Source organism: Micromonospora sp. NBC_01740, assembly GCF_035920365.1.
Taxonomy (GTDB): domain Bacteria; phylum Actinomycetota; class Actinomycetes; order Mycobacteriales; family Micromonosporaceae; genus Micromonospora; species Micromonospora reichwaldensis.
The window spans coordinates 4,616,398-4,641,434 of sequence record NZ_CP109150.1 but is presented as its reverse complement, the minus strand read 5'-3'; the positions used below and the strand labels follow the sequence as shown (position 1 = coordinate 4,641,434).

General features: G+C 72.5%; 20 protein-coding genes and 1 pseudogene. 8 read left to right on the top strand and 13 right to left on the bottom strand.

What is annotated here, in order from left to right; translation table 11 throughout:
• The first annotated feature begins 51 nt into the window (after positions 1-51).
• Together OG989_RS20610 and OG989_RS20605 are read left to right on the top strand one after the other, a co-directional pair.
• Complete coding sequence (locus OG989_RS20610; protein ID WP_327028123.1) at positions 52-672, top strand: hypothetical protein; 621 nt, start codon at positions 52-54, stop codon at positions 670-672.
• Positions 673-864: 192 nt separating this feature from the next.
• The gene (locus OG989_RS20605; protein WP_151453887.1) at positions 865-1,347 is read left to right on the top strand and encodes a cation:proton antiporter regulatory subunit; all 483 of its coding nucleotides are present in this window, start codon (positions 865-867) and stop codon (positions 1,345-1,347) included.
• 62 nt (positions 1,348-1,409) lie between these two features.
• On the opposite strand, the gene OG989_RS20600 is transcribed toward OG989_RS20605, so the two are convergent.
• A complete protein-coding gene (locus OG989_RS20600) occupies positions 1,410-2,138 on the bottom strand; it encodes a hypothetical protein (RefSeq protein ID WP_327028121.1) in 729 nt (242 codons plus the stop codon).
• 12 nt (positions 2,139-2,150) lie between these two features.
• On the opposite strand from OG989_RS20600, the gene OG989_RS20595 reads away from it, so the two are divergent.
• On the top strand, positions 2,151-2,573 hold the full coding sequence (locus tag OG989_RS20595) for a hypothetical protein (RefSeq protein ID WP_327028120.1): 423 nt from the start codon (positions 2,151-2,153) through the stop codon (positions 2,571-2,573).
• Between the two features lie 286 nt (positions 2,574-2,859).
• Here the strand turns inward: OG989_RS20595 and OG989_RS20590 are convergent, their stop codons facing one another.
• From OG989_RS20590 to OG989_RS20565, 6 genes and pseudogenes are all read right to left on the bottom strand, one after another.
• The gene (locus OG989_RS20590; RefSeq protein ID WP_327028119.1) at positions 2,860-3,207 is read right to left on the bottom strand and encodes a hypothetical protein; all 348 of its coding nucleotides are present in this window, start codon (positions 3,205-3,207) and stop codon (positions 2,860-2,862) included.
• Positions 3,208-3,252: 45 nt separating this feature from the next.
• Entirely contained in the window at positions 3,253-3,462 is a 210-nt protein-coding gene (locus OG989_RS20585; protein WP_327028118.1) for a hypothetical protein, read from the bottom strand.
• Positions 3,463-3,688: 226 nt separating this feature from the next.
• A complete protein-coding gene (locus OG989_RS20580; protein ID WP_327028117.1) occupies positions 3,689-4,900 on the bottom strand; it encodes a pectate lyase in 1,212 nt (403 codons plus the stop codon).
• A gap of 99 nt (positions 4,901-4,999) precedes the next feature.
• Positions 5,000-5,095: pseudogene (locus OG989_RS20575) on the bottom strand (IS5/IS1182 family transposase); the annotation flags it as partial.
• A gap of 198 nt (positions 5,096-5,293) precedes the next feature.
• Positions 5,294-5,647: a nuclear transport factor 2 family protein gene (locus OG989_RS20570; RefSeq protein WP_327028116.1), complete on the bottom strand. Its 354-nt coding sequence runs from the start codon at positions 5,645-5,647 to the stop codon at positions 5,294-5,296.
• Positions 5,648-5,788: 141 nt separating this feature from the next.
• Complete coding sequence (locus OG989_RS20565; protein ID WP_327028115.1) at positions 5,789-6,337, bottom strand: YciI family protein; 549 nt, start codon at positions 6,335-6,337, stop codon at positions 5,789-5,791.
• Positions 6,338-6,437: 100 nt separating this feature from the next.
• Here OG989_RS20565 and OG989_RS20560 point away from each other — a divergent pair, with 100 nt between their 5' ends.
• Positions 6,438-7,313, top strand: a complete 876-nt coding sequence (locus OG989_RS20560) for an alpha/beta fold hydrolase (protein ID WP_327028114.1) — start codon at positions 6,438-6,440, stop codon at positions 7,311-7,313.
• Between the two features lie 69 nt (positions 7,314-7,382).
• On the opposite strand, the gene treZ is transcribed toward OG989_RS20560, so the two are convergent.
• Genes treZ through glgX form a run of 3 tightly spaced genes read right to left on the bottom strand, consistent with a single transcriptional unit; the run spans position 7,383 to position 13,553 of the window.
• On the bottom strand, positions 7,383-9,116 hold the full coding sequence (gene treZ / locus OG989_RS20555) for a malto-oligosyltrehalose trehalohydrolase (protein ID WP_327028113.1): 1,734 nt from the start codon (positions 9,114-9,116) through the stop codon (positions 7,383-7,385).
• Positions 9,113-11,434: a malto-oligosyltrehalose synthase gene (gene treY, locus OG989_RS20550; RefSeq protein ID WP_327028112.1), complete on the bottom strand. Its 2,322-nt coding sequence runs from the start codon at positions 11,432-11,434 to the stop codon at positions 9,113-9,115. The genes treZ and treY overlap by 4 nt, the downstream gene beginning before the upstream one ends.
• A gap of 1 nt (position 11,435) precedes the next feature.
• The gene (glgX, locus tag OG989_RS20545; protein WP_327031212.1) at positions 11,436-13,553 is read right to left on the bottom strand and encodes a glycogen debranching protein GlgX; all 2,118 of its coding nucleotides are present in this window, start codon (positions 13,551-13,553) and stop codon (positions 11,436-11,438) included.
• Between the two features lie 307 nt (positions 13,554-13,860).
• Here glgX and OG989_RS20540 point away from each other — a divergent pair, with 307 nt between their 5' ends.
• From OG989_RS20540 to OG989_RS20525, 4 genes are all read left to right on the top strand, one after another.
• Positions 13,861-14,526: a response regulator transcription factor gene (locus tag OG989_RS20540; protein ID WP_327028111.1), complete on the top strand. Its 666-nt coding sequence runs from the start codon at positions 13,861-13,863 to the stop codon at positions 14,524-14,526.
• A 178-nt stretch (positions 14,527-14,704) separates the two neighbouring features.
• On the top strand, positions 14,705-16,798 hold the full coding sequence (locus OG989_RS20535; RefSeq protein ID WP_327028110.1) for a M14 family metallocarboxypeptidase: 2,094 nt from the start codon (positions 14,705-14,707) through the stop codon (positions 16,796-16,798).
• Positions 16,799-16,886: 88 nt separating this feature from the next.
• Entirely contained in the window at positions 16,887-17,561 is a 675-nt protein-coding gene (locus tag OG989_RS20530; RefSeq protein WP_327028109.1) for a fasciclin domain-containing protein, read from the top strand.
• Positions 17,562-17,883: 322 nt separating this feature from the next.
• Positions 17,884-19,278: a glycosyltransferase family 4 protein gene (locus tag OG989_RS20525; RefSeq protein WP_327028108.1), complete on the top strand. Its 1,395-nt coding sequence runs from the start codon at positions 17,884-17,886 to the stop codon at positions 19,276-19,278.
• 148 nt (positions 19,279-19,426) lie between these two features.
• Here the strand turns inward: OG989_RS20525 and OG989_RS20520 are convergent, their stop codons facing one another.
• The 3 genes from OG989_RS20520 to OG989_RS20510 form a co-directional block, all read right to left on the bottom strand.
• Positions 19,427-20,710, bottom strand: coding sequence for a citrate synthase (locus OG989_RS20520; RefSeq protein ID WP_151457762.1), 1,284 nt, complete (start codon positions 20,708-20,710; stop codon positions 19,427-19,429).
• A 717-nt stretch (positions 20,711-21,427) separates the two neighbouring features.
• Positions 21,428-23,530, bottom strand: coding sequence for a sulfatase-like hydrolase/transferase (locus tag OG989_RS20515; RefSeq protein WP_442791960.1), 2,103 nt, complete (start codon positions 23,528-23,530; stop codon positions 21,428-21,430).
• Positions 23,531-23,612: 82 nt separating this feature from the next.
• The gene (locus OG989_RS20510) at positions 23,613-25,037 is read right to left on the bottom strand and encodes a class I SAM-dependent methyltransferase (protein ID WP_327028107.1); all 1,425 of its coding nucleotides are present in this window, start codon (positions 25,035-25,037) and stop codon (positions 23,613-23,615) included.

Here is a 25,037-nt window from a genome sequence, read left to right as displayed (position 1 = left end):
GCCTGTTCCAGGCCGTCACCAGGCTGTCGATAGCCGATCCGGAACGTCGAGGTGGCCCGGCACCTGTTCGAGGAGTGCGTCCACAAGAAGGCGCAGGGCGTCTTCGCCAACCCGAACGTCTTCTTCTACCGGCGCAACGTGCTCGGCGGGGCGGTGTTCGCGCCGCGCTCGGTGGACACCACGATGACCTTCGCGCTGACCCACGAGATCTGGTCGTACGGCGAGCGGATGGCCTCGCTGCGCCGGTTCGTGCAGGCCCTCTACGACCACACCGTGCCCGGCGGGGTGTGGATCAACAGCGACGTGTGCGGGCCGGACGGCCGGGACCGCACGGTGCACCTGCGCCTGGCCACGACGGACGGCGTCAACCCGCCAGCGCCGCGTACCGACCTGGCGGCCGGGCCGCCCGGTGAGGTGACGGCGTACGTCGACGCGCTGTCGACCCGGGCCCGGCTGGACCAGTTCGCGGTCGACTACCGGTTCCCGTTCGCGTACCGCCCGGTGGACGGGGCGGACGGCGTGGTCGAGCTGACCCTCGGCGCGGCGATGGACTTCCTCACCCGCAAGGACTACACCGACAACTGGCTGTCGGAGACCCAGGAACAGTTCTGCGGCCTGGAGTACGCCGACTGGAAGTCGTTGCTCACCGACGTCGGCTTCGAGATCGTCTGATCGCCCGCCGCCCGGTCAACACCTGACGGCCCCGGCCCGGACGTCCTGGCCGTCGCCGTCACCGGAGCCAGACCCTGCACAGCTACCACGCCCGGCAGGCCTCCACCGCGCCATCCTCATGATGCCGGCCGGAGTACTAGTCTGGGCGGCAAGGTGTTCGACCGCGACGCCTCATCCTCGGAAGGTGAAAACGTGGACCTGGAGAGGACCCGGCTGTTCGGCGTGGGAGAGTCGTACGGCTTCACCACCGCGGCGGGCCAGCGAGGCGCCGTGATCGTGCACTTCGACGGCCGACGCGACATCGTGCTCTACGACCCCAGCGACCCCGAACGGGTCAGGCACACGTTGACGCTGGAGGGCACGGAGCCGCGGACGATCGCGGAACTGCTCGGTCTGCCCCTGGTCATGGACCACCTGACGGAGCTGACGCCGCCGTTGGAAGGCGTCGAGACCGTACGCATGCCGGTTCCCGCCCGGTCGCCGTTCGTCGGGCGCCGGCTCGGTGAGACGCGGGCGCGGACCCGCACCGGCGCGTCGATCGTCGCGGTGGTCCGGGGCGATCACGTGATCCCCTCGCCGGACACCGACTTCACCATCCAGTCCGGTGATTCGCTGGTGGTCGTCGGCGACGGTGCCAGCCTCGTCAAGCTCCGCGAGCTCTTCACCAACGGCTGACGACCGCCGCCAACGGTGACGGGAGCATTGGCCACCCGCCGAACGCCCGTCTGGTGGTCCGGTCAGCGGGTCAGGCCGACCAGCGTCGCCAGGCGCGCCACGCCGGCCGGCGCCGGGTGGGCCCGGGCGACCTCGGCGACGACCGTACGCGCCAACGGCCGGCACCGGACCTCGGCGGGCGCGACGGCATCCGCGTGGACCAGGACCCGGCCCGCGCCGCACAGGTCGCCGACCTGGAGGTACGCCCGCGCGGCGTCCACGAGGTAGGCGGCCCGGTACTCGGCCGGCAGCCGCCGCCACGCCTCCTGCCGTACCGCCTGCTCGTGCCGGCGCACCGCCTCCCCGGCGTCCCCCCGCTCGAGGGCCGCGACCACCCGGGCCGCCTCAACGGCGTCCGGCCCGAAGCCGGTCCGGTACAGGTCGTCACCGGCGACCCGCGCCGCCACCCGGGCGGCCCGCTCGACCAGCTCCTCGCTGCGGCCGGTGTCGCCGCAGCCGGCGGCGGCCAGCGCGGCCTGGATCAGCAGGGTCCCGTGCACCGGCTCCGACGCGGGCGCGACGCGACGCGCGGCGGCCAGCGTCGCCACCAGCGCCAGCCGGTCCCGGCCCAGCGCACGCAGCGCCTGACCGACCGCCACCGTCGCCGCCACCGCCAGCACCGCATCGCCACCGGCCACGGCCACCGCCCGGTCGGCGGCCAGCCACCCCAGGTCGGCCTCGCCGAGCTTCACGAGCACCGCCGAGGTGATCCGGTACGCCTGCACCAGCAGCACCGGCTCCTGCGCCCGCACGCCCTGCGCGGCGTGCAGCAGAGGATGCGCCGGTTCGTCGCCGCCCTGACCGCAGCGACAGTCACGACGTTCGGTGCGGTGGCTATTGCCCCGGCACCCGCCCAGGCGGCAACCGGCTGGGACCTGACCGGCACTCCCGGTGACGTCGCCGGCGCCTGGGCGTACGGCACCTGGTGGTGGTCCGGCGGGCGCCTGTACGTGGAGGTGAAGGTCAAGGACACCAAATCCGACGGCTACGCGGCCGTCGTAAGCCTTACTGCCAGTTACAACGACGGCGGCACGCGGACCGAGGGCGTGGGGAACTCCAGCGGGGCCGGCAAGACCGTCACCAAAGAGTTCAATTTCGCCGGAAACGTCACGAGGATCACAGGGCAGGAGTGCCTCGTGAACAACAACACCAACTGCATCAACCTTTCTAGCGGCCGAATCTACTGAAGCGAACCGTCCGACGACAACGGTAGGCAATGTGTGGGGTCGTCGTCTGCCGGCGGCGCCCCACACGCCAATCGGCGTCAACCAAGAACTGGCACTCCAGCAGGTGATCCGTTCTGGTCTGCGGTAACGGTGGTTCTGTCCATGGACGGCAAGCAGTCACCGTCGAGAGGTCGTGCGGAACAAACAGGATGCGGCCGTCGCTGCCGCGTTCGGAAACGCGGCCCTTCGCAACGCGGGTCGCCGCCTTCCCGGTGGCCGGCCGCGAACGACCACAGGGAAGCACTGGTCAACTGGCCTTGTAGGTGAGGTAATAGCCCTTCGGCCAACTGTGGAAGTTGTTGAGCTCAGAGGCCTGACCGCTGCAGTCGGGGGTCCGGTAGCCGGGGACGCTCTGGAAGCCACCGCTCCAGGCCAGCAGCCAGGTCGCGTCGGCCGGGACCTGACGGCAGACGCCGTCAGGCGTGGCCTGCCTGCCGACCACCTCGGTCGGGTAGCTCGAGTAGAAGACCAGGCCCGCGTCGGGGCTCTGAAACGGCTCGCCAGCAGCGGCCGGTGACGCCGACAGCGTCGCGGTCAGCATGGTGAGCAGGGCGGCGGCGAGACCTGAGGCGACTCGGTAGGCGGACCTGCGCATGAGTGTCCTTCCGGGATGGTGCTCGGGGAGAGACCGAAGCTCGGCTCAACCCAGGACCAAACTTATCGGCGTCGATGCCACGATCCATCCAGAAAGTTTCTGTGTCAACCAAACAGAAACCGGATCCGAGCCTTCCTCATCACGATCACGCCTGTAGGCATCCGTGCCCTCGAAAGCGTCCACGCCGCGCGCCGGCAGCTCCTTCAACAGGCTCTCGAAGCCATCAACCCCGCGCACCTGGCCCAGGCCGTTCACGCCCTCGAGCGCATCGACGCCACGCGGAGTGTGGACCGTAGAGTTGCGATTCTCGCCCAGCCCGAAGGCCGTGCCCTCCCTTGACAGGGAGAATCTATGGCTTCGAAGACATCAGAATGCCGCCGAAGTGGAGCACGGGTTCAGTGAACTCGCCCCCGCACGACGGACACCGAAGGGGCGCCCGCCTGGCGGCGGGTGCCCCTTCGCGAACATACGTGTCTAGTGACTACCGGAAGGTGACGTCACTTCTGTTGACCTTGCAGTTGGCGTCGTTCCAGCCCTCACCGAGGTAGCTGGGTTCGCTGCCCTTGGGCACACCCTTGTACTTGCCGCAGATGGTGGCCGAGCCGATTACGACCACGCGAGTGATCGTCGCGGTGTCGTTCCAGTTGCTGTTGATGCCGGCGAGCATGTCGATGTCGTCGACGAGGACGTTGTCGATACGCACGTGACGGGTGTGCGAGGTGGAGCAGTTGCCACAGCCCCGGTACAGCTTGCCGGACCCCTTGAGGTAGAAGCCGGAGATGCTGACCGTGCCGTTGCCGTTGTGCTGGAAGGTCTTGTCGCTGCCGTTGCGCGCGCCGCCACCGATGACGTAGGAGGTACCGCCGTTGGTCTGCTTGAAGGTGGCGGCGTCCTCACCAATGTCGTTCCACCACACGTTGCGGAGGGTGCAGGTGCCCTCGCAGTGCACGCCGTCACCGGCGGGCGAACCGAGGATGACGTTCTGCAGCGTGCCACCATTGGCGATCTTGAACATCGGGTCCTGCGACTCGCCCTGTCCACCGTCACCGATGCAGCAGTACGTCTTCATCCCGCCGTCGAAGGTGCCGGAGACGTTGACCGTGCCCGAGATGCTCACCGAGCCGGCCGACGACGGCCACGCACCAGTCGGCGTGCCTGGGTTGCTGGTCGGGCTGGCCGTCGGACTGCTGGTGGGGCCACTGGTCGGACTGGTGGTCGGGGTCGACCCGCCGCTGGAGTACGTCTCGAACTCGGCTATCCGTGGGGTGCCGGACGCGCTGGTGATGACGAAGGAGATCTTCTTCAGCGACGTCGAGGAGAAGTTGATGGTGCCTGGGGCGCTGCTGCCGCTGGCCAGGACGGAGCCCGTGTCGTGGTTCTTGAGCTGCCAGCCGCTGATCGAGCCGCCGCCCGAGGCCTGCACGATGGCGGCCGAGGACACCGTCGTGGCGCTGCCCCACTTGACCGAGACCGTGCCGGTCGAGCCGCTCGGCGACCAGTAGGTGCTGGGGTTGCCGTCGATGACGTTGCCATAGCTGGTACCACTGGCCTTGCTGGATCCGTCAGCGCTGGCGCCGAGGCTCAGGTTCGTGGCGGCCGAGGCGTTGGGAACCTGCAGCGCCAGGGCGACGACGGCACCTGCGACCGCAGTGGCACCACCGGCCAGCCACCGCGTGGCGACTTTGCGTCTCATCTGAGTTCACCTTTCAGGCATGAGCACGGGGACGGGAAAGCGCTTTCCGACAACGATAGAGACTGACCAATGAAGAGGCAAGGATCACTTCTTGTTGACGATCGCTTCCTGTGCGTAGTGCCATGCGGTGGTGACCCCGACGGCGGATCCGGCGGCGAGGCGGGTGTAGGTGTCACCGTTGCGCAGGTGGGCCGGGGCGTATCGCCCTGACCTGCAAGGTCAGGGCGAAAACGGCCAATGGATGGGCGTGGGGTCGCACAGCAGGCAACCAGGCGCACGCGTGTCGGCGGTCGCCCAAGCCCCCGGGCAGCGCAGCCTAAGCCGACATCATCCTCGCCGGCTGACCACCGGTCCGATGCCGGGCAACGCCTTCACCCAGTTACGAGACGTCCCCTAGACCGGGACGAAGGTGGCGGCCAACACCCGCCAGCTGCCGCCCTCACGCACCCAGAGTCGGGTGTAGCGCAACCGCGCGGACATGGCGGCACCGCCCTGAACGGCATCCACCGCAGCGACCATGCGAGTCACCCCAGTCTGACCGTCTTCCTGAACGTCGAGCGACTCCTCCACCAGGCTGGTGATTCGCAGTGCACCGGAGCGGTAGCCCTCCAAGTCGTCTTCCTTCGTGAAGACCGTGCCGTCCGGTCCGGCACCCACGACCTGCGGGTGCAGTAGCGCGTCGAGGGACTCGACGTCGGCGGCGCGCTGGGCGGCTTGGAGTTGCCGTTCCGCGGCGAGGAGATCCATCCACCGATCCTCCGCAGCGCGCCGCAACAAGACAAGCAGGTTCGCTCGCGGCAGAACGGCGACGTCAGCCCGGTAGGGCGTTCACGGCACAAGCGAACCTCGGCACGACCCTGGACGGCCCAACTGAGAGGGCCAATGGAGTCACGGTCGTCCGCCGAACGCCCACGCGTGGACCTCGATCTCGGCGTACCGGTCCGGGGTCAGCACAGCACGGGCCTCGTCCGGGTCCTCCGCACGGACCAGCGCCGCCGTGCCGAGCCACCTGACACCGTCGTCCGACAGCAGCGGCCCGTACGCGATCAGGTCGTCCCGGTCCGCGCTCACGTCCAGGTCGGCGGCCTCCCCCGCCCCGAGGCCGAGCACCAGGTACCGGTCACCGCCCGTCCGGCCGCCGGGGAAGTCCCACATGGTGCGCCCCAGCGTGTTGTGCCACCGGCGCAGCAGCACGTCCCGGTACGCGCCGGCCTGGTAGTTGGGCTCGTCGAAGGCGAACGCCCGGGCGGCGGCGGGATCGGGCAGGTCGACGATGTGCACGCTGCCGGTCGGCGTCTTCCCGTCGGCGGCGAACGTCGGCCCACGGGCGATCATCCGCTCCGCGTACCGGTCCATGTAGGACCAGTGCTCCTCGCGCAGCTCCTCGCGCAGAGCCAGGGAGTCGCGCCGGTCGCGGTGGTAGCAGAAGAACTCCATACCGCAGATCCTGACGCCGGTGCCGAAACCCGGGGCGGGTGGGTGCCGCTTCCCGCGCGTAGCACCGGATCTGTCACCCGTCGGTCGTACGCTCGCCGTCATGACGACGATGGAGACCCACACCCTCGCCGCGCCCGGCGTCGACCTGGTCTACGACGTGCGCAGTCCACTGTCGGCCTCCGGCGGGCACCGCACGCTGCTCATGATCGGTCAACCGATGGCGGCGGAGGGCTTCAACGCGCTCGCGACCCACTTCACCGACCGGACGGTCGTCACCTACGACCCGCGCGGCCTGGGCCGCAGCGTCCGCAGCGACGGGCGGTCGGACCACACGCCGCAGCAGCAGGCAGCCGACCTGCACCTGCTGATCGAGGCGCTCGGCGCAGCTCCGGTCGACGTGTTCGCCAGCAGCGGCGGGGCGGTGACCGCGCTGGAGCTGGTCTCGGTCCACCCCGGCGACGTGGCGACGCTGGTGGCGCACGAGCCGCCGATCACCACCGTGCTGCCCGACGCCGCCGCGGCCGAGCGCGCCCAGGCCGCCGTCCACGAGGCGTACCAGGCGAAGGGCATGGGCGCGGGCATGGCCGCCTTCATGGCGTTGGTCTCCTGGCAGGGCGAGTTCACCGACGCCTACTTCGCCCAGCCCGCGCCCGACCCGGCGGCGTTCGGCCTGCCGACCGAGGACGACGGCTCCCGCGACGACCCGCTGCTGTCGAAGGCCTCCGGGACGGTCACCGACTACCGGCCCGACGCGGCGGCGCTCACGGCGGCGCCGACCCGGATCGTGATCGCGGTCGGCGAGGAGACGGAAGGGACCTACACGGCGCGTACGGCCGTCGCCACCGCGGCGCTGCTCGGCCAGGAGGCCGTGGTGTTCCCGAGCCACCACGGCGGCTTCCTCGACGGCGAGTTCGGCTACGCCGGCAAGCCCGCCGAGTTCGCGGCCAGGCTGCGCGAGGTGCTGGACGCCGGCTGACCGCCGACGGCCGGTCGCCGCCGGCAGCCGCCACCGTGCTGCCGGCGGCAAAGCGACGATGGGCGCCGCTCAGAGCGCCACGATCGCCGCCGTCTCCGCCGGCAGCTCGATGCGGTCACGCATCACCGTGACCCCCTCCCCCGTCGCGAGCAGCACCCGGCGCGCCACCCCCGGCAGCGTGATCCGCTGCGGCTTGGCGGCCAGGTTCGCCGCCACGAGGGTCCCGCCCCGGCGCATCACCAGGAACTGGTCGCCGGGGCGTACGTCCACGGCGTGCAGCCTCGGGTCGGACAGGTCGGGGCGGCTCTTGCGCAGCGCGATGAGCCGCTTGTGGAACTCGTACATCTCGCGGTGTTCGCGTTTGTCCAGCTCGGCCCAGTCGAGCCGGGAGCGGACGAAGGTCTGCGGGTCCTGCGGGTCCGGCACGTCGCCCTCCGGCCAGCCGTGCGCGGCGAACTCCCGCTTGCGTCCGGTGGCGACGGCGGTCGCCAGCTCCGGCTCGGGGTGGCTGGTGAAGAACTGCCACGGGGTGCTGGCGGCCCACTCCTCCCCCATGAACAGCATCGGGGTGAACGGGGCGGTGAACAGCAGCGTCGCGCCGACGCGCAGCAGCCCCGGGGAGAGGGTGGCGGAGATCCGGTCGCCGGTGGCCCGGTTGCCGATCTGGTCGTGGTTCTGCAGGTACGCGACGAACCGGTGGCCGGGGGTGCGCTGCCGGTCCACCGGCCGGCCGTGCTGGCGGTTGCGGAAGCTGGACCAGGTGCCGGCGTGGAAGAACCCGCCGGTGAGCACGTCGGTGAGGCATTCCAGCGAACCGAAGTCGCCGTAGTAGCCCTGCCGCTCGCCGGTGAGCAGGGTGTGCAGGGCGTGGTGGGCGTCGTCGTTCCACTGGGCGTGCAGGCCGAAGCCGCCGGCCTCCCGGGGCGTGATCAGCCGGGGGTCGTTGAGGTCGGACTCGGCGATCAGCGACAGCGGCCGGCCGAGGTGGGTGGCGAGGGCCTCGACCTCGATCGCCACCTCCTCGAGCCAGGGTGTGGCGCGGGAGTCGGGCATGGCGTGCACGGCGTCGAGCCGCAGGCCGTCGACGTGGTAGTCGCGCAGCCACATCAGGATGCTGTCGACGATGTAGCGGCGCACGCCGTCGGAGTGCGGTCCGTCGAGGTTGACGGTGCGGCCCCAGGTGTTGCTCTGCTCGGTGAGGTACGGCGCGAACATCGGCGCGTAGGCCCCGGAGGGCCCGAAATGGTTGTAGACGACGTCGAGAATCACCCCCAGGCCCTTGGCGTGGGCGGCGTCGACCAGCCGTTTCAGGCCGTCCGGCCCGCCGTAGGGCTGGTGCGGGGCATACCAGCAGACCCCGTCGTAGCCCCAGTTGTGCTCGCCGTTGAAGGCGTTGACGGGCAGCAGCTCGATCATGTCGACGCCGAGGTCGACGAGGTGGTCGAGGCGGCCGATGGCGGCGTCGAAGGTGCCCTCGGGGGTGAAGGTGCCGACGTGCAGCTCGTAGAGGACGGCGCCGGGCAGCTGCCGGCCGGTCCAGGCCTGGTCGGTCCACTCGAACGCCGCGTGGTCGTAGCGCCGGCTCGGCCCGTGCACGCCCTCCGGCTGCCAGGGCGAGCGGGGGTCGGGCAGCGCCCGCTCGTCGTCGTCGAGCAGGAAGGCGTAGTCGGTGCCGGGGCCGGCGGCGGGCACCTCGACCCGCCACCAGCCGTCCGGGCCGGAGCGCATCTCGTGGTCGGCGACGCCCGGCAGGCGCAGCCGGACGCGGGCGGCCTGCGGCGCCCACACCGTGAACTCGGTCATGAAGCCTCCACGGACTCGGTGGTGGGAGCCAGCAGCGCGACGGGGTAGGTGGCCAGCAGGTCGGCCAGCGGGGTCTGCCCGCCACTGTAGGACCGGCCCGTGAACAGGTCGGTCACCTCGTGAACGGGAAGTGACAGAGTCGTGTCGCCCCAGCCGCCGGCGCGTGCCAGCCCGAGCGGCAGGCGGGTGGCGACCGCGACCGCGCCGCCCCGGTCGAAGGCGAGCGCATGCCGCCCGGCGCGCCCGTGGGCCGGCACCGGCCGGTAGCCGGTGAACAGCTCCGGGCGGTCGCGGCGCAGCCGCAGGGTCCGCGACACCACGAGCAGCTTCGCCGCGCCGCCGGCGTCCACCGGCGGGGGCGGGCCGGCGTCGAGGCGGGCCAGCAGCTCCCGGCGTACGGCGAAGTCGACCGGGCGGCGGTTGTCGGGGTCGACCAGCGAGTTGTCCCACAGCTCGGTGCCCTGGTAGGTGTCGGGCACCCCGGGCATGGCGAGCTGCACGAGCTTCTGCCCGAGCGAGTTGGACCAGCCGACGGGCGCGATCTCGGCGGCGAAGGCGGTCAGTTCGGCGTGCAGCTGCGCGTCGTCGTACATCGCGTCGACCACGTCGTGCATGGCCCGCTCGAAGACCGGGTCGGGGTCGGCCCAGCTCGTCGACGCCGACGCCTCCCGGGCGGCCTTCTCGACGTACGCGTGCAGCCGCTCCCGCTCGATCGGCCAGGCGCCGACGGCGGTCTGCCACAGCAGGTGCGCGAAGGCCGGGTCGGGCAGCGGCGCGCGGGCCGTCCACCGGGCGACCAGGTCGGCCCACCGCCCCGGCAGCTCGCTGAGCACGGCGAGGCGGGCCCGGACGTCCTCGGAGCGCTTGGTGTCGTGGGTGGAGAGGGTGGTCATGCTCGCCGGCCAGCGCACCTGCCGGGCGGCGGCGAAGCGGTGGAACTCGGCCGGCGGCACGCCGAAGTGCGCGGGGCTGCCGCCGACCTCGTTGAGCGCGACGAAGCGGCTCCACCGGTAGAAGGCGGTGTCCTCCACGCCCTTGGCCATGACCGCGCCGGTGAGCTGCGGGAAGCGCTTCGCCAGCTCGTCGTCGGGGTCGCGCAGCCGGCGCGTGAGCGCGTCCAGCACGGCGGTCAGGTCGGGGCGGCGGCGGCCGGCCTCGGCGCGGGCGGCGGCCAGGTGCCGGGCGCCGTGCGGCGGGTAGCCCCGGTAGACCGGGAACGCGGCGGCCAGCTCGGCCAGCGCCGCGCGGGCGGCGTCGTGCTCGACGTCATCGGCGAGCGCGGCGAGGCGGGTCAGCTCGGCCGACAGCAGGCGGGTGGCCGCGGCGAGCTTGGTGTCGTGGGTGAGGTCCTGCCAGGAGGTGTGCCGGCCGACGAGGTGGGTGTCCAGGGCGGTGAAGTCGCCCTCCGCGTCGGGGTCGACGAAGAGCCCGCAGACGGCGGCGAGGGCGTCGTAGCCGGTGGTGCCCTCCACCGGCCAGTCCGGCAGCTCCTCGCCGTACTCCAGGATCTTCTCCACCACCAGCCACGCGTCGGGCGCGGCGGCGCGCAGCCGGGCCAGGTAGGCCGAGGGGTCGCGCAGCCCGTCCGGGTGGTCGACGCGGATGCCGTCGACCTCGCCGGCCGCCGCCCACCGCAGCACCAGCTCGTGGGTGGCGGCGAAGACCTCCGGGTCCTCCACCCGCAGCCCGGCCAGGTCCGAGACGGCGAAGAACCGGCGGTACGTCAGCTCGGTGTCGCCGCGCCGCCAGGAGACCAGCTCGTAGTGCTGCCGGTCGTGCACCTCGCGGGGGCTGCCGTCTCCCGTGTCGTCGGCAATCGGGAAGCGGTGCTCGTGGTAGCGCAGTTCCCCGTCGGCGAGCTTGAGGTCGTCGAGGGCGTCCGGGGTGTCGGCGAGCATCGGCAGCAGGAGCCGGCCCCGGTCCCAGTCGACGTCGAACCAACCGGCGTACGCCGAGTCGCGGCCCCGGCGCAGCACGTCCCACCAGGCGGGGTTCGCGGCGGGCACGGCCACGCCGGCGTGGTTGGGCACGATGTCGACGACCATCCCGAGCCCGGCGGCGCGCAGTGCCCGCAGCAGCCGCTGCCGGGCCGCCTCGCCGCCCAGTTCGGGGTTGACGGCACGGTGGTCGACCACGTCGTAGCCGTGCGCGGAGCCGGGGGTGGCGGTGAGCAGGGGCGCGCTGTAGAGGTGCGTGACGCCGAGGCCGGCCAGGTAGTCGGCCAGCTCGGCGGTGGCGTCCAGGTCGAAGCCGGGGCGGACCTGCACCCGGTAGGTGGTGCCCACCCGGGGCGCGTCGGGTCGAGGGGTGCTCGACATGTCAGGCCTTCCTCTCCAGCACCACCACGCACCGGTCGGGCACGCAGAGGGTGCCGCCCGCCTCGACGACCGTGGTCTTCTCCGGTTCCGGTTCCGCCGTGCTGATCACCACCTCCCAGCGCGGCCCGAACTCGGGGCCGGGCACGGTGAAGTCCAGCGGGGCGTCGTGGGCGTTGAAGCAGAGCAGGAAGGAGGCGTCCAGGTGGCGCTGGCCGTACTGGCCGCGTTCGCGGATGCCCTCGCCGTTGACGAAGAGCGCCACCGAGCGGCCGAAGTCGTTGCCCCAGTCCTCGCCGGTCATCTCCCGCCCGTCGGGGGTGTACCAGGCCAGGTCCGGCAGGGGCTCGTCGACGAGCCGGGAACGCACCGGCAGGCCGGTGAAGAAGCGCCGCCGGCGGAACACCTGGTGGCGGCGGCGGAAGTCGACCAGCTTGCGGGTGAACTCCAGCAGGTCGGCGTCGGCGGCGTCCCAGTCGACCCAGGCCAGCTCGCTGTCCTGGCAGTAGGCGTTGTTGTTGCCGCGCTGGGTGCGGCCCAGCTCGTCGCCGTGGCCGATCATCGGCACGCCCTGGGAGAGCACCAGGGTGGCCAGGAAGTTGCGCCGCTGACGGGCCCGCAGGGCGCGTACCGTCTCGTCGTCGGTGTCGCCCTCGACGCCGCAGTTCCAGGACCGGTTGTGGCCCTCCCCGTCGCGGTTCTCCTCGCCGTTGGCCTCGTTGTGTTTGTCGTTGTACGACACCAGGTCACGCAGCGTGAACCCGTCGTGGCAGGTGACGAAGTTGATGCTGTGGAACGGGCGGCGCCCGTCGTCCTGGTAGAGGTCGGCGGAGCCGGAGATGCGGGAGGCGAACTCGGCGAGGGTGGCCGGCTCGCCGCGCCAGAAGTCGCGCACGGTGTCGCGGTACTTGCCGTTCCACTCGGTCCACACCGGCGGGAAGTTGCCGACCTGGTAGCCGCCCGGCCCGACGTCCCACGGCTCGGCGATGAGCTTGACCTGGCTGACCACCGGGTCCTGCTGCACCACCTCGAAGAAGGTGGAGAGGCGGTCCACCTCGTAGAACTCGCGGGCGAGGGTGGCCGCGAGGTCGAAGCGGAACCCGTCGACGTGCATCTCGGTCACCCAGTACCGCAGCGAGTCCATGATCAGCTGGAGCGAGTGCGGGCTGCGTACGTTGAGGCTGTTGCCGGTGCCGGTGTAGTCGACGTAGTAGCGGCGGTCCTCCTCGCTGAGCCGGTAGTAGCTGGGGTTGTCGACGCCCTTGAAGCTCAGCGTCGGGCCGAGGTGGTTGCCCTCGGCGGTGTGGTTGTAGACCACGTCGAGGATGACCTCGATGCCGGCGGCGTGCAGCGCCTTGACCATGCCCCGGAACTCCTGCACCTGCTGGCCGAGGTGCCCGAGCGCCGAGTAGCCGTGGTGCGGGGCGAAGAAGCCGATGGTGTTGTAGCCCCAGTAGTTGCGCAGCCCCAGGTCGGCCAGCCGGTGGTCGTGCACGAACTGGTGCACCGGCATCAGCTCGACGGCGGTCACGCCGAGCTTCGTCAGGTGCTCGATCATCGGCGGGGAGGCCAGGCCGGCGTACGTGCCGCGCAGCTCGTCGGGGATGTCCGGGTGGCGCATCGTCAGGCCGCGCACGTGCGCCTCGTAGATCACCGAGTGGTGGTACGGGATGCGGGGCGGGGAGTCGTTGCCCCAGTCGAAGTACGGGTTCACCACCACCGACTTCGGCATGAACGGCGCCGAGTCGGTGGTGTTCATCCGCTCCGGGTCGCCGTGCTCGTAGTCGTAGACGGCCGGGTCCCACCGCACGTCGCCGTCGATCGCCTTGGCGTACGGGTCGAGCAGCAGCTTGGCCGGGTTGCAGCGCAGCCCGTTCGCCGGATCGTACTGGCCGTGCACGCGGTAGCCGTAGCGCTGCCCCGGCTCGATGCCGGGGATGTACGCGTGCCAGACGTACGCGTCGACCTCGCGCAGCTCGATCCGCCGCTCGGCCCCGGTGTCCCACTCGTCGAACAGGCACAGCTCGACCCGCTCGGCCACCTCGGAGAAGATGGCGAAGTTGGTGCCCATCCCGTCGTAGGTGGCCCCCAGGGGGTACCGCTCACCCGGCCAGACCTGCATGTCGCTCCCTTTGCGCAAGATCATGAGCGCGCACCGCACCATGAGCGCACCACACGACGGGGCCGGGTGGCGCGCGTGCGGGTATTGCCCCACGCGCTCCGCCGCCAATCCACCCGATCGGAGGATGACCGTAATGCACCCGGCTGATAGCGGGTGAACGTTTCGACGCCCCCGGTCACCGTGGCCCCGCAGTCGGTCCGGAACGGATCATGCTTGCGGTCACCATCTTGCGTCCGCACTGGTCAAGTCGATGATCATCGGACAGACTCGCAGGATCCGGCGGGGGACGAGGTCCGGGGGGGTGTGCGTGCGGGTGCTCCTGGTCGAAGACGACCTACGCGTGGCGTCTGCCCTCGCCAAGGCGCTGCGCCGTCGGGGACACGAGGTGGTGTCGGCGCTGACGGCCGCCGAGGCGATCCGGGCCGACGCCGTCGACCTCGTCCTGCTGGACCTCAACCTGCCCGACCGGGACGGCCTGGAGGTCTGCCGGCGGCTGCGGCAGGTCGACGAGGACGTCGCGATCATCGCGGTCAGCGCCCGCGCCGAGGAGTACGACCGGGTGGCCGGCCTGCGGGCCGGCGCCGACGACTATGTCGTCAAGCCGTTCTCGATGGTGGAGTTGCAGGCCCGCATCGAGGCGGTGATGCGCCGCACCGCCCGCAGCACCCGGGGCACCCGCAGCACGGGCGAGCTGCGGGCCGGCAGGCTGCGCATCGACGTGCACGCCCGGCAGGTCTGGGTGGGCGACCGGGAGGTCAACCTCGCCCGCAAGGAGTTCGACCTGCTGGTGGCGCTCGCCCGGCAGGCCGGCACGGTGGTGCCCCGGGACCGCTTGCAGCTGGACGTCTGGCAGACCACCTGGGGCACCCGACACAACCTCGACGTGCACGTCGCGGCCCTGCGGGGCAAGCTCGACGACGCCGGCCTGGTCGAGACGGTGCGCGGCGTCGGCTACCGGTTGCGTACCGGGTGAGGACCCTTGGTGACCTGAACCGCGACCCGCGTCCCGGTTACCGCGTCGGGAATCTCAGGTGATCCTCAAGAATCGCAGGCTGCCCGCCACCGGTGGGCCGAGTACGGGTGTGCTGGGCGCACCCAGCCATCCCTCCTGTTTGGAGATCCTTTTGAGATACAGACGGACAACGGCCGGTGTGTTCTCCGCGCTGCTCGCCGCCGCCCTCGTGGCGACGGCGGTGCCCGCGCAGGCGCAGGGGCAGCCGAGCGCGGCCCTGCAGCAGGCGGAGCCGAACCAGGTGCAGGGCCTCACGGTCGTGCAGGGTGACGGGTACGCCACGCTGGCGTGGACCCGGGTGGAAGGGGCCACCGACTACCAGATCGAGCGGACCCCGCTCGCCACGGACGGCACGCCCGGCACGCCGGTCATCGCCGGTGTGTGGCGCCCGAACCGGCAGGTCAACAACGACGAGCCGACCTTCGCCGACGCCGGCTTCGCCCCCGGCAACGGCTTCCAGTGGCGGGTACGGGCCCGCTTCGGCACCGAGGTCCAGCCCTACTCGGCGCCGGTCAGCGGCACCACCCGCGGCCACTGGGGCGACCCGGGCACCCCGGGTGAGAACCTGCGCACCCAGTGGGAGGAGACGCTGGGCGCGCAGTACACCAGCGACGTCAACGAGTACGCGTACACCGCCGCGCTCGACGGGGCCAGCGACCGGGTCCGCGTCGTCGAGATCGGCCGTACCGTCCTGAACCGGCCGATCAACATGCTGGTCATCGGCTACCCCCGGCCGGCGGCGACGCCGGAGGCGGTGGCCGCGACCAACCCGCTGATGGTCAACTGCAACGTGCACGGCAACGAGCCCGGTGACCGCGAGGCCTGCCTGATCATGGCCCGGCAGCTCGCCTTCACCAAGGACGCCAAGACCCTCGACCTGCTGTCGAAGACCACCATGCTCATCGTGCCGACGCTCAACGGCGACGGGCGGGCGGCCAACTCCCGGGGCAACTCCACCGGCCAGGACCTCAACCGGGACCACTCGCTGATCCGCCAGCCGGAGACCCGCGCCCTCGCCGAGATGGTGCGCGACTACCGGCCGATCGCCGGTTACGACGGCCACGAGTACGGCAACACCAACACCGGTGACCTGCCGATGCTGCCGCCGCGGCACCAGAACGTGGCGCAGGGCATCTTCGACGAGTCGCAGAAGATGATCGAGGGCCACATGTACACCGAGGGCGCCCGGGACGGCTGGTGGGCCTGTCCGTACGGGTGCACCACCGGGGCCAACGTGGGGCTGAGCGAGGAGACCATCCTGCGCAACACCCTCGGCCTGAAGAACGTGGTCAACTCCCTGCTGGAGCTGCGCAGCTCCGGTGGCCCGACCCGGCCCGACGAGTCCAACACCGCGAACAACCGCCGGCGCAAGACCTACTCCGCGCTGTGGACGTTCAACCAGTTCCTCACGTACCACGGCGCCAGCGTCAAGGGCATCACCAAGGCCCGTGCCGAGGGGATCCTGTCGCAGTCCGCCAACGAGGGACGCATCGTGTTCCGGGGCTCCCGCAAGATCGAGGCGTACCCCGCCCCGCACCCGGGTGAGGCCCCGCCGCCCGCGGACGCCCCCACCCCGGAGCGGATCCTCGAGCAGGCGCCGTGCGCGTACCGGCTGACCGAGGAGCAGTACCACGGCGAGCGCACCGACGGCCCGACCGGCCAGCGCACCACCGTGGCCCAGCGGCTCGCCGCCCACGGCTGGAAGGTGATCAAGGTCGGCGACAGCTACCTGGTTCCGCTGTCCCAGCCGCAGCGGGGCCTGATCCCGCTGCTGCTCGACGAGCAGGCCGTGGAGGGCCTGGTCGCCGGCGAGCGGGTCGCCCCCACCCTGACCGGTACCCGCAACGGCCCGCTGGTCGTCTCCGGCGTCGCCTGCCTGGACGGGGCCACCGTCCGGGGTCCGATCCGGGTTCAGCCCGGCGCCGTGCTGATCGTCAACGGCAGCTCGATCAACGGTCCCGTCGACGCCACCGGCGCCGCCGGGTTCGTCGTGACCGACAGCAAGGTCAACGGCCCGGTGCGCGCCACCGGCACCCAGGGCCCGGTCGTGGTGGTCGGCAACACGCTGACCGGCCCGGTCGGCGTGGTCAACGGCAAGACCGTGGCCCCGCTGGTGGCGGGCAACACCGTCAACGGCCCGCTGGACTGCACCGGCAACTCCCCGGCACCGACGAACCTGGAGGTCGCCAACTCCGTGAATGGTCCGAAGTTCGGCCAGTGCGTCCAGCTGTGACCTGCTGAGTCCCCCGCCGAGGTGCCGGCAGGTCGGCCCACCGCCGACCTGCCGGCACCTGCCGTACCGGTACTGGAGTGGAGAGACCGTGTCCCAGACCCTCATCCCCGGCCCCCCGCCCCGGGCCGCCCGCCGTCGGCGGGCGGCGGCCGGGGCGGCCCTGGCCCTCCTGGTCGCGGTGACCGGATGCACCGGCTCGCAGGAGTCCCCCGCCGCGGCCGACCGCACCGGCGACGGCACACCGGTCGCGGTCACGGGACCGCTGTGCGACGCGCTGCCCTCGGGGACCGAGCCGGGTAGTCCGGGCTCGCTGGTGGACCGGTCCCCCGCCCAGGCCCTGACCTGGATTCCCGTGCTCACCACGTTCGAGGCGGCGGTGCGGGCCACCGGAATGACCGAGGAGCTGTCCGTCGCGGGCGGGCTCACCATCCTCGCCCCCACCGACGACGCCTTCCGGGCCAGGTTCTCCACCGCCAACCTGGACCAACTGCTGCTCAAGGACACCGCGACGCTGCGCGGGCTGCTGAGGGAGCACCTGGTCGCCGGGGCTCGCCCGGTCGCCGACCTGGCGTCCGCCGGCACCGTCACCACCCTGGCGGGTACCACCCTCGCCGTCGCCACGGCCGGGTCGGGCGTCCGGCTGGCCGACCGGGCCGAGACGATCTGCGCCGACTTCCGGGCCGGCGGCGCCCGGATCCACGTGATCGACAAGGTGCTCGGCAACCTGCCGGAGACCGCCCACGAGGAGGACCACGCCCACTGAGCGGTGCCGCCCGACGAACGGCCGCCGACCCCGCACAAGAGGGTCGGCGGCCATTCCCGTCCTCGGGGCGGTCGCCGCAGGTCCCGCCGTCTTCTCACCCGGCCGGCCGACGACCGGAATCCACCCGACTGACACGAACCGGCACTTTCAGGTGTCCTCCGTCACCTTGGCCCCTTTCGAGATGCGGGATCGGTCGGGATGCCCTTTGCTTGTTCCCAGGGGCGCGCCCGCGCGCCCCTGCCCGGCCATTCGGCCATCCCTCAGCACCGTTCCGCCGCCACCGCTGCCGGCGCGTCCCACCATGCACGGACGGAGATCGATTGTGACGACCCTGCGGGTCGACGAGCAGCCCACCAGCACCCCGGGCCGGGTCCACCGGCCCACCCTCACCTCCCGGCCCCAGGTCCCGGCGCAGTCCGGAACGACGGGCACGCCCCCGCAGACCCGCCGCATCCTCATGCTCTCCTGGGAGTACCCGCCGGTCCTCGTCGGCGGCCTCGGCCGGCACGTGCACGCCCTCTCCGTCGCCCTCGCCGCCGCCGGCCACGAAGTCACCGTCGTCACCCGCCACACCGACGGCGCACCCCTCGAGGAGTACGCCGACGGCGTCCGCATCGTCCGCGCCGCCGAAGACCCCGTCACCTTCCCCCTGGCCACCTCCTCCCTGCTCGCCTGGACCATGGCCTTCAACCACACCCTCACCCGCGCCGCACTACGCGCCACCGAAGCCGGCACCTACGACGTCATCCACGCCCACGACTGGCTCGTCGCCCACACCGCCATGACCCTGCGCGAACACCTCGACATCCCCCTCGTCAGCACCATCCACGCCACCGAAGCCGGCCGACACCAGGGCTGGCTGCCCGAGGAGATGAACCGCACCATCCACGGCGTCGAACACTGGCTGGCCGGCGAATCGGGCCGGGTGATCGTCTGCTCCGGTTACATGCGTGACGAGGTGACGGGGCTGTTCGGCGTGCCGACGGGCCGGGTCGACGTGGTGCCCAACGGCGTGGAGCCGCACCGCTGGCGCGTCCCGGCCGCCGCGGTGGCGCAGGCCCGCGCCCGCTTCGCCGGGGACGGGCCGCTGGTCACCTTCGCCGGCCGGCTGGTCTACGAGAAGGGCGTGCAGCACCTGATCGCCGGGCTGCCCCGGCTGCGCGAGCGGCACCCCGGGCTGCGCGCCGTCATCGTCGGCGACGGGCCGTACCGCGGCGAGTTGGAGGCCGAGGTGCACCGCCTGGGTCTCGGCGGCACGGTCAGCCTGCCGGGCTTCCTCGGCGGCACCGACCTGCCCGCCGTGATGGCCGCGTCGGACTGCTTCGCCGTGCCGAGCATCTACGAGCCGTTCGGCATGGTGGCGCTGGAGGGTGCCGCCGCCGGCGCGCCCCTGGCCGTCGCCGCGACCGGCGGGCTCGCCGAGATCGTCGAGCCCGGGGTGACCGGGATGACCTTCCGGCCGCACGACCCGGACGGGCTGACCGACGCGATCGACGCGCTGCTGTCGGACCGGGAGCGGGCCCGTCAGCTCGCCCGCCGGGCCCGCGTCATGGTGCACGAGCGCTACGGCTGGTCGGCCATCGCGCAGCGTACGGCCGCCGCCTACGCGGCCGCGATCGCCACCGCCGGGTCGTTCGCCGCCGAGCGGGTGACCCGGGGTCGCGCCGTGCCGTCGATCGCCGAGGGCAACCTGCTGGCCGCCGCCGGCCTCCGCTGACGGGGCAAGGAAGGGCACCTTCCTATCGCTTTGCGTTGGAAGGTGCCCTTCCTTGCACCCCGTCGGGCGCGACGGCGGTGGGTACGAGACGACGGAGGCCGCCGACCCGGTGCGGGTCGGCGGCCTCCGTCGTCGGTACGGCCGGAACTCAGCGCTCCGAGAACGGGGCGTACGCCCGCTCGGGGGCACCGGTGTAGATCTGCCGCGGGCGGCCGATCTTGGTCTCCGGGTCGTTGATCATCTCGCGCCACTGCGCGATCCAGCCGGGGAGCCGGCCTAGCGCGAAGAGCACCGTGAACATCTTGGTCGGGAAGCCCATGGCCTTGTAGATCAGGCCGGTGTAGAAGTCCACGTTCGGGTAGAGCTTGCGGGAGACGAAGAACTCGTCGGCGAGGGCGATCTCCTCCAGCTGCATGGCGATGTCCAGCAGCGGGTCGGGCTTGGCCATCCGGCCGAGCACGTCCTGGGCCGCCTTCTTCACGATCGCCGCGCGCGGGTCGTAGTTCTTGTAGACCCGGTGGCCGAAGCCCATGAGCTTCACGCCGTCCTGCTTGTCCTTCACCTTGCGGACGAAGGACCCGACGTCGCCGCCGTCGGCCTGGATCTTCTCCAGCATCTCCAGCACGGCCTGGTTGGCGCCGCCGTGCAGCGGGCCGAAGAGCGCGTTCACGCCCGCCGAGACCGAGGCGAAGAGGTTGGCGTTGCTGGAGCCGACCAGCCGCACGGTCGAGGTGGAGCAGTTCTGCTCGTGGTCGGCGTGCAGGATGAACAGCATGTCCAGCACCTTGGCCATCACCGGGTCGACCTCGTACGGCTCCGCCGGCACGCCGAAGGTCATCCGCAGGAAGTTCTCCACGTAGCCCAGCGAGTTGTCCGGGTACAGCAGCGGCTGCCCGATCGACTTCTTGTACGCGTACGAGGCGATGGTGGGCACCTTCGCCATCAGCCGCACCGTGGACATCTCGACGTGCGAGGAGTCGAACGGGTCCAGGCTGTCCTGGTAGAAGGTGGAGATGGCGCTGACGGCCGACGAGAGCACGGCCATCGGGTGCGCGTCGCGCGGGAAGCCGTCGAAGAAGCGGCGCATCTCCTCGTGCAGCAGCGAGTGCCGGCGGACCCGCTCGGTGAACTCGGTCAACTGCTGCTGGGTCGGCAGCTCACCGTAGATCAGTAGGTAGGAGACCTCCAGGAAGGAGGACTTCTCCGCGAGCTGCTCGATCGGGTACCCACGGTAACGCAGGATCCCCGCGTCGCCGTCGATGTAGGTGATGTCGGACGAGCAGGCGGCGGTGTTGACGAAACCGGGGTCGTACGTCGTCATCCCGGTTTCCTTCAGCAGCTTGCCCACCCCGATGCCGGCGGGGCCCTCGACCGCGGATTGCACCGGCATCGAAAGCTGCCCACCGGGGTGATCGAGCTTGACTTCCGTCATGGTTCCCTCGCTTCGCCGGCAGATCTGCGTTGAATTGCCTTCGCTTTTACCGTAATCACGGTCGAGGAGATACCGCCCGTCGTGGTTCGACGGTGAGGCATGCGTCACCCGTTTCCCGACCAGCGACCCGGGAAACCCGCGCAATCCGGACGCCCACCCACCGCCAAGCCCCACACCACCCCACACCACCCACCGCCCCGCCCCCACTCCGCCCCCGCCGCGCCACCCCGCCCCACGCCACCCACTCCGCCCCGGCCCCGCGCTGCCCGCCCGCACTGCCCCACCCCACCCCGCGCCGCGCCGCGCCGCGCCGCGCACGTTGATCATGAAGTTATTGCCTCCGGAAAGCGCATTCCAGGGCAATAACTTCATGATCAACGCCGGGGAAGGGTGCGAGGAGCGCGGGCAGGACAAGGCGGGGGGCCGGGGCCCAGGGCCCCAGGCCGGGTCTGCGCGGGGCCGGGACCGGGCGGCGCCGGGACCGGGCGGCGCCGGGACCGGGCCGGGACCGGGCGGGAACCGGGCGGGGCCGGGGCGGGGCCGGGGCGGGGCCGGGGCGGGGCCGGGGCGGGACCGGGCGGGACCGGGCGGGGCCGGGGCGGGGCCGGGGCGGGACCGGGCGGGGCCGGGGCGGGACCGGGCGGGACCGGGGCGGGACCGGGCGGGACCGGGGCGGGACCGGGCGGGACCGGGGCGGGACCGGGCGGGGCGGTGGAGTCAGGTGAGGGTGAGGGTGAGGAGGGTGTTGTCGGGGGCTACGCGGTAGACGGTGAGGCGGTTGGCGCCGGCGTGGAAGAGGCGGTCGTCGGCGAGCAGGGCGGCGAAGCGGCGGCCGCCGGCGTCGCGGGGTACCACGGGGACGACCGCGCCGATCCGGCCGTTGACGGCGATGGCCAGCTGTGTGCCGTCGGGTACGTCGTCGGGCACGTCGCCCCAGACGGCGGCCGGCAGCCGTCCGGTGTCCGGGTCCACGGCGTCGAACGCGGCCAGGTCGGCGACCCGGGCGGTGCCGCCCGTCGGGCGGTCGCCGACGGCGGCGCCCACCAGCGGGTGGGGCGCGGGCGGCGCGATCGGGGCCGGCAGGCCGCCCGCGACGGGGGTCGGCTGGCCGGGGCGGTCGTAGAAGACCTTGCCCGCCTCGGCGCGCGGGGTCTGCCGGGCGGACCGGCCGTCGATGGGCCACGGGAGCCGGATGGCCGCCTCGTCGGCGATGGTGGGGAGCAGGTCGACGTGCTGCCAGTTCCGGTCGTCGATCCGGCCGGCGCGCTGGCCCGGTGCCTTGACGAACGTCGGCACCCAGGCGACCTCGCCGGGGGCGGCCCGGATGGCGCCCATGCCCCGGCCCTGGGCGCCGGGGGTGAAGCTGACGCCGTGGTCGGCGGTGACCACCAGCAGGGCCTGGTCGTAGAGGCCGGTGGAGCGCAGGGTACGCAGGGTCTCCCCGATCAGCCGGTCGGTGTAGCCGAGCTGCGCGAGGTGCCGCCGGCGGGCCAGCTCGGCCCAGCCGTCGCCGTCGTTCGGCAGGTCCGGCGGGGCGTCGTAGCGCGCCCCCGAGGGCAGGTACGCCCACGGCGAGTGGGGCATCAGCAGGTGCAGGAAGTGCAGGGTGGGCCGGGGCGCCGGCCGGAGCCCGGCGAGGAAGCTGGCGAAGCGGGCGGGCTGGTTGTCGTCGAGGCTGTCCCAGCGGAACTTCGGGTCCGCCGGCACCGGCTCGGCGGCGTCGACGCCCGCCTCCGCGCGGGTCCGCTCGCGGTACGAGTCCTCCGGGTCGACTCGGCTGTCGACCGGGGCGGTGACCTGCCGCAGCAGCCCGCCGGCCTGCCGGATCAGCACGCCCATCCCCTGCTCCGGGCTGACCGGCTGCTCGCAGCGGCTGGGCGGGCAGAGCCGGGTGATGCTCTCCTCGGCGCGGACGTCGTACAGGCCGCCGAGGGCGGTGAAGAGGTTGTCCGGGTACTGCGAGTAGTGCGGCGCGGCCGCCCGCTGCGGGTAGCGGCCGGTGAGCATGGCCGGCAGCGCGTAGGGCGTCCAGCCGCTGACGCCGGTGGCGTTGCGGTACCAGGTGGAGCCACCGGCCAGCTCCGCGAAGTGCGGGAACCGGGCGGCGTCGATCCGCCCGTCCGCGCCGAGCAGGGAGACCAGGGGCAGCTCGTCGAGGACCAGCACGACCACCGGCGGGTGGTTGCCGGGCCCGGCCACCCCGGCGGCGCCGCCCTCGCCCCGGGGCAGCACCACCGTGGAGGTGGGCGAGGCGAACACGAACAGCCCCACGAACAGCAGCGGCCCGGCCGCGGCGAGCCGCAGCATCCGCCCGGGCGCGCGCCAGCGCCGGTGCGCGGCGGCCCCGGCGGCTCCGGCCACCGCGGCGAGCAGCAGCAGCGGTACGCCCCGCAGCGGCGTACCGTGCCGGCCGATCTGCACGGCCAGCGCGGCGAGCAGCAGGCCGACCAGCAGGGTGTGCGTGGCCGAGCGGGCGGTGCGTCCGGCCAGGCGGGACAGCGCGCCGGGCAGCGCGACGGCGGCGGTGGGCACCAGCGCGACCAACGCCACCAGCAGCATGATCTCCCCCCGGTCGGCCCGGTGGAACAGGAAGAAGTCGGGGCTGCGCCCGAGGACGTCCAGCAGCGGCTGGGTGACCACGAGCCCGACGAGCCCCGCCACCTCGGCCAGCCGACCCAGCTCGGTACGCCAGCCACCCGGCCGACCACCGGCAACCTGGCCTACGGAAACCCGGTCGCCCGACGACGGCTCGCCCGACGGCCAGTCACCCGACGGCGGGCCGTCCGACAGCCGGTCACCCGACGGCGGGTCGCCCGACACCCGGTCGCCCGGCGGCCGGTCGCCCGGCGGCGGGTCGCCCGGCGGCGGGTCGCCGCACGTGCGGTCCGGCGGGGGCGCCGGCTCAGCCACCCACGACCGCCGCGTAGAGCGTCCGGGTACCCGAGGGCAGGTCGAGTCGCCGCGCGATCCGGCAGCGCGCGGAGAGCAGCCGCTCGAACTCGGCCGGCCGGTAGTCGGGGAAGAGTCCCTCGGGCTTGTTGGCCAGCAGCCGCCGGGCCATCGGGTCCTCGGGGTGGACGAACTCCACCACCACCCGGGCGCCCGGGGCGGCGAGCCCGACGAGCCAGTCCAGCACCTCGGGCAGCGGCACGTTGCGCCCGATCGCCAGGTGGTGCACCACGGCCAGGGCGAGGATCGCGTCCGCCTCCACCCGGTCCGCGAACGAGGCCCGCTCGACGCCGCGCCAGCCGCCGCCGGGCGACGGGTCGGCGAGATCCATCACCAGGGGCAGGATCCGCCGCTCCCCCGCCGCGCGCAGGTCCCGGTAGAGCCCGTCCACCACGCCCGGGTCCTGCTCGACCGCGACGACGTAGTCGGCGTGCCGGGCGGCGAGGCGGGCGTACCGGCCGTCGTTGGCGCCGAGGTCCAGCGCCAGGCGGGGCCGTGGTCCGTCGGCCAGCGCCTCGGCGACGAAGCGTTCCTTCGCGGCCCGGTCGTCGGCGGTGTACGCGCAGGTGCGCTGGTAGTCGACCCAGTGACTGGCCGCACGGCGGGGCTCCAGCCGCCGGACGAGCTTCTCGATGCCGCGTACGGTGGCCAGCGCCAGCTCCCGCGAGTAGCCGGCGGCCCGCAGCTGGGACCGGACGTCGGCGGTGCTGGCCCGGGCGTTGCGCCGCTGCATGGCGTCGTGCAGGTGCACGTGGGTGGGCACGCCGGGCAGCAGCCGCCGGACGCCGCCGAACAGCCGGCGCATCTGCTCGGGCTCGATGCCGTCGACCCGGGCGCGCAGCCAGGGTTGGAAGTCCAGCCCGAGGTGGGCGTCGAGCAGCAGCGGGTAGAGCAGCGTCTGGCAGAACTGCCGGTAGCCGGCCCAGGGCTCGCCGTCGCGGGCCGGGGTGAACGAGCCGACGTCGATGAACACGGGTTCGGCGCCCCGCCACTGGAGGTTGTAGGCCGACCCGTCCTTCGTGGTGAACCCGGCCGGCAGGGCCGCGCGCAGGATCTCCAGGTGCAGCAGCGCCGCGTCGCGCAGCATGGTGAAGGACCACTCGTACGGGTGGGAGACGAACGGGATGCGCTCGTGGCGCAGGACGGCGGCCCACCGGTCGGCCGACGGCACGGCCGGCGAGTCGACCGCCTCGGTGCCGCACACCTTGCCGGCGGCGAGCAGCGGCGGGAAGAACTCGCTGGCGGTCAGCGCGCGCCACTCCCCGGCGGCCTGCTCGTCCAGCCCACGCAGCACGTCGCCGTCGAGGTGGAAGACCCGGTTGGCGGGGTCGCGGAAGGAGCCTGGCTCGGCGCGCAGGCCGGTGCGGGAGTTCGCCAT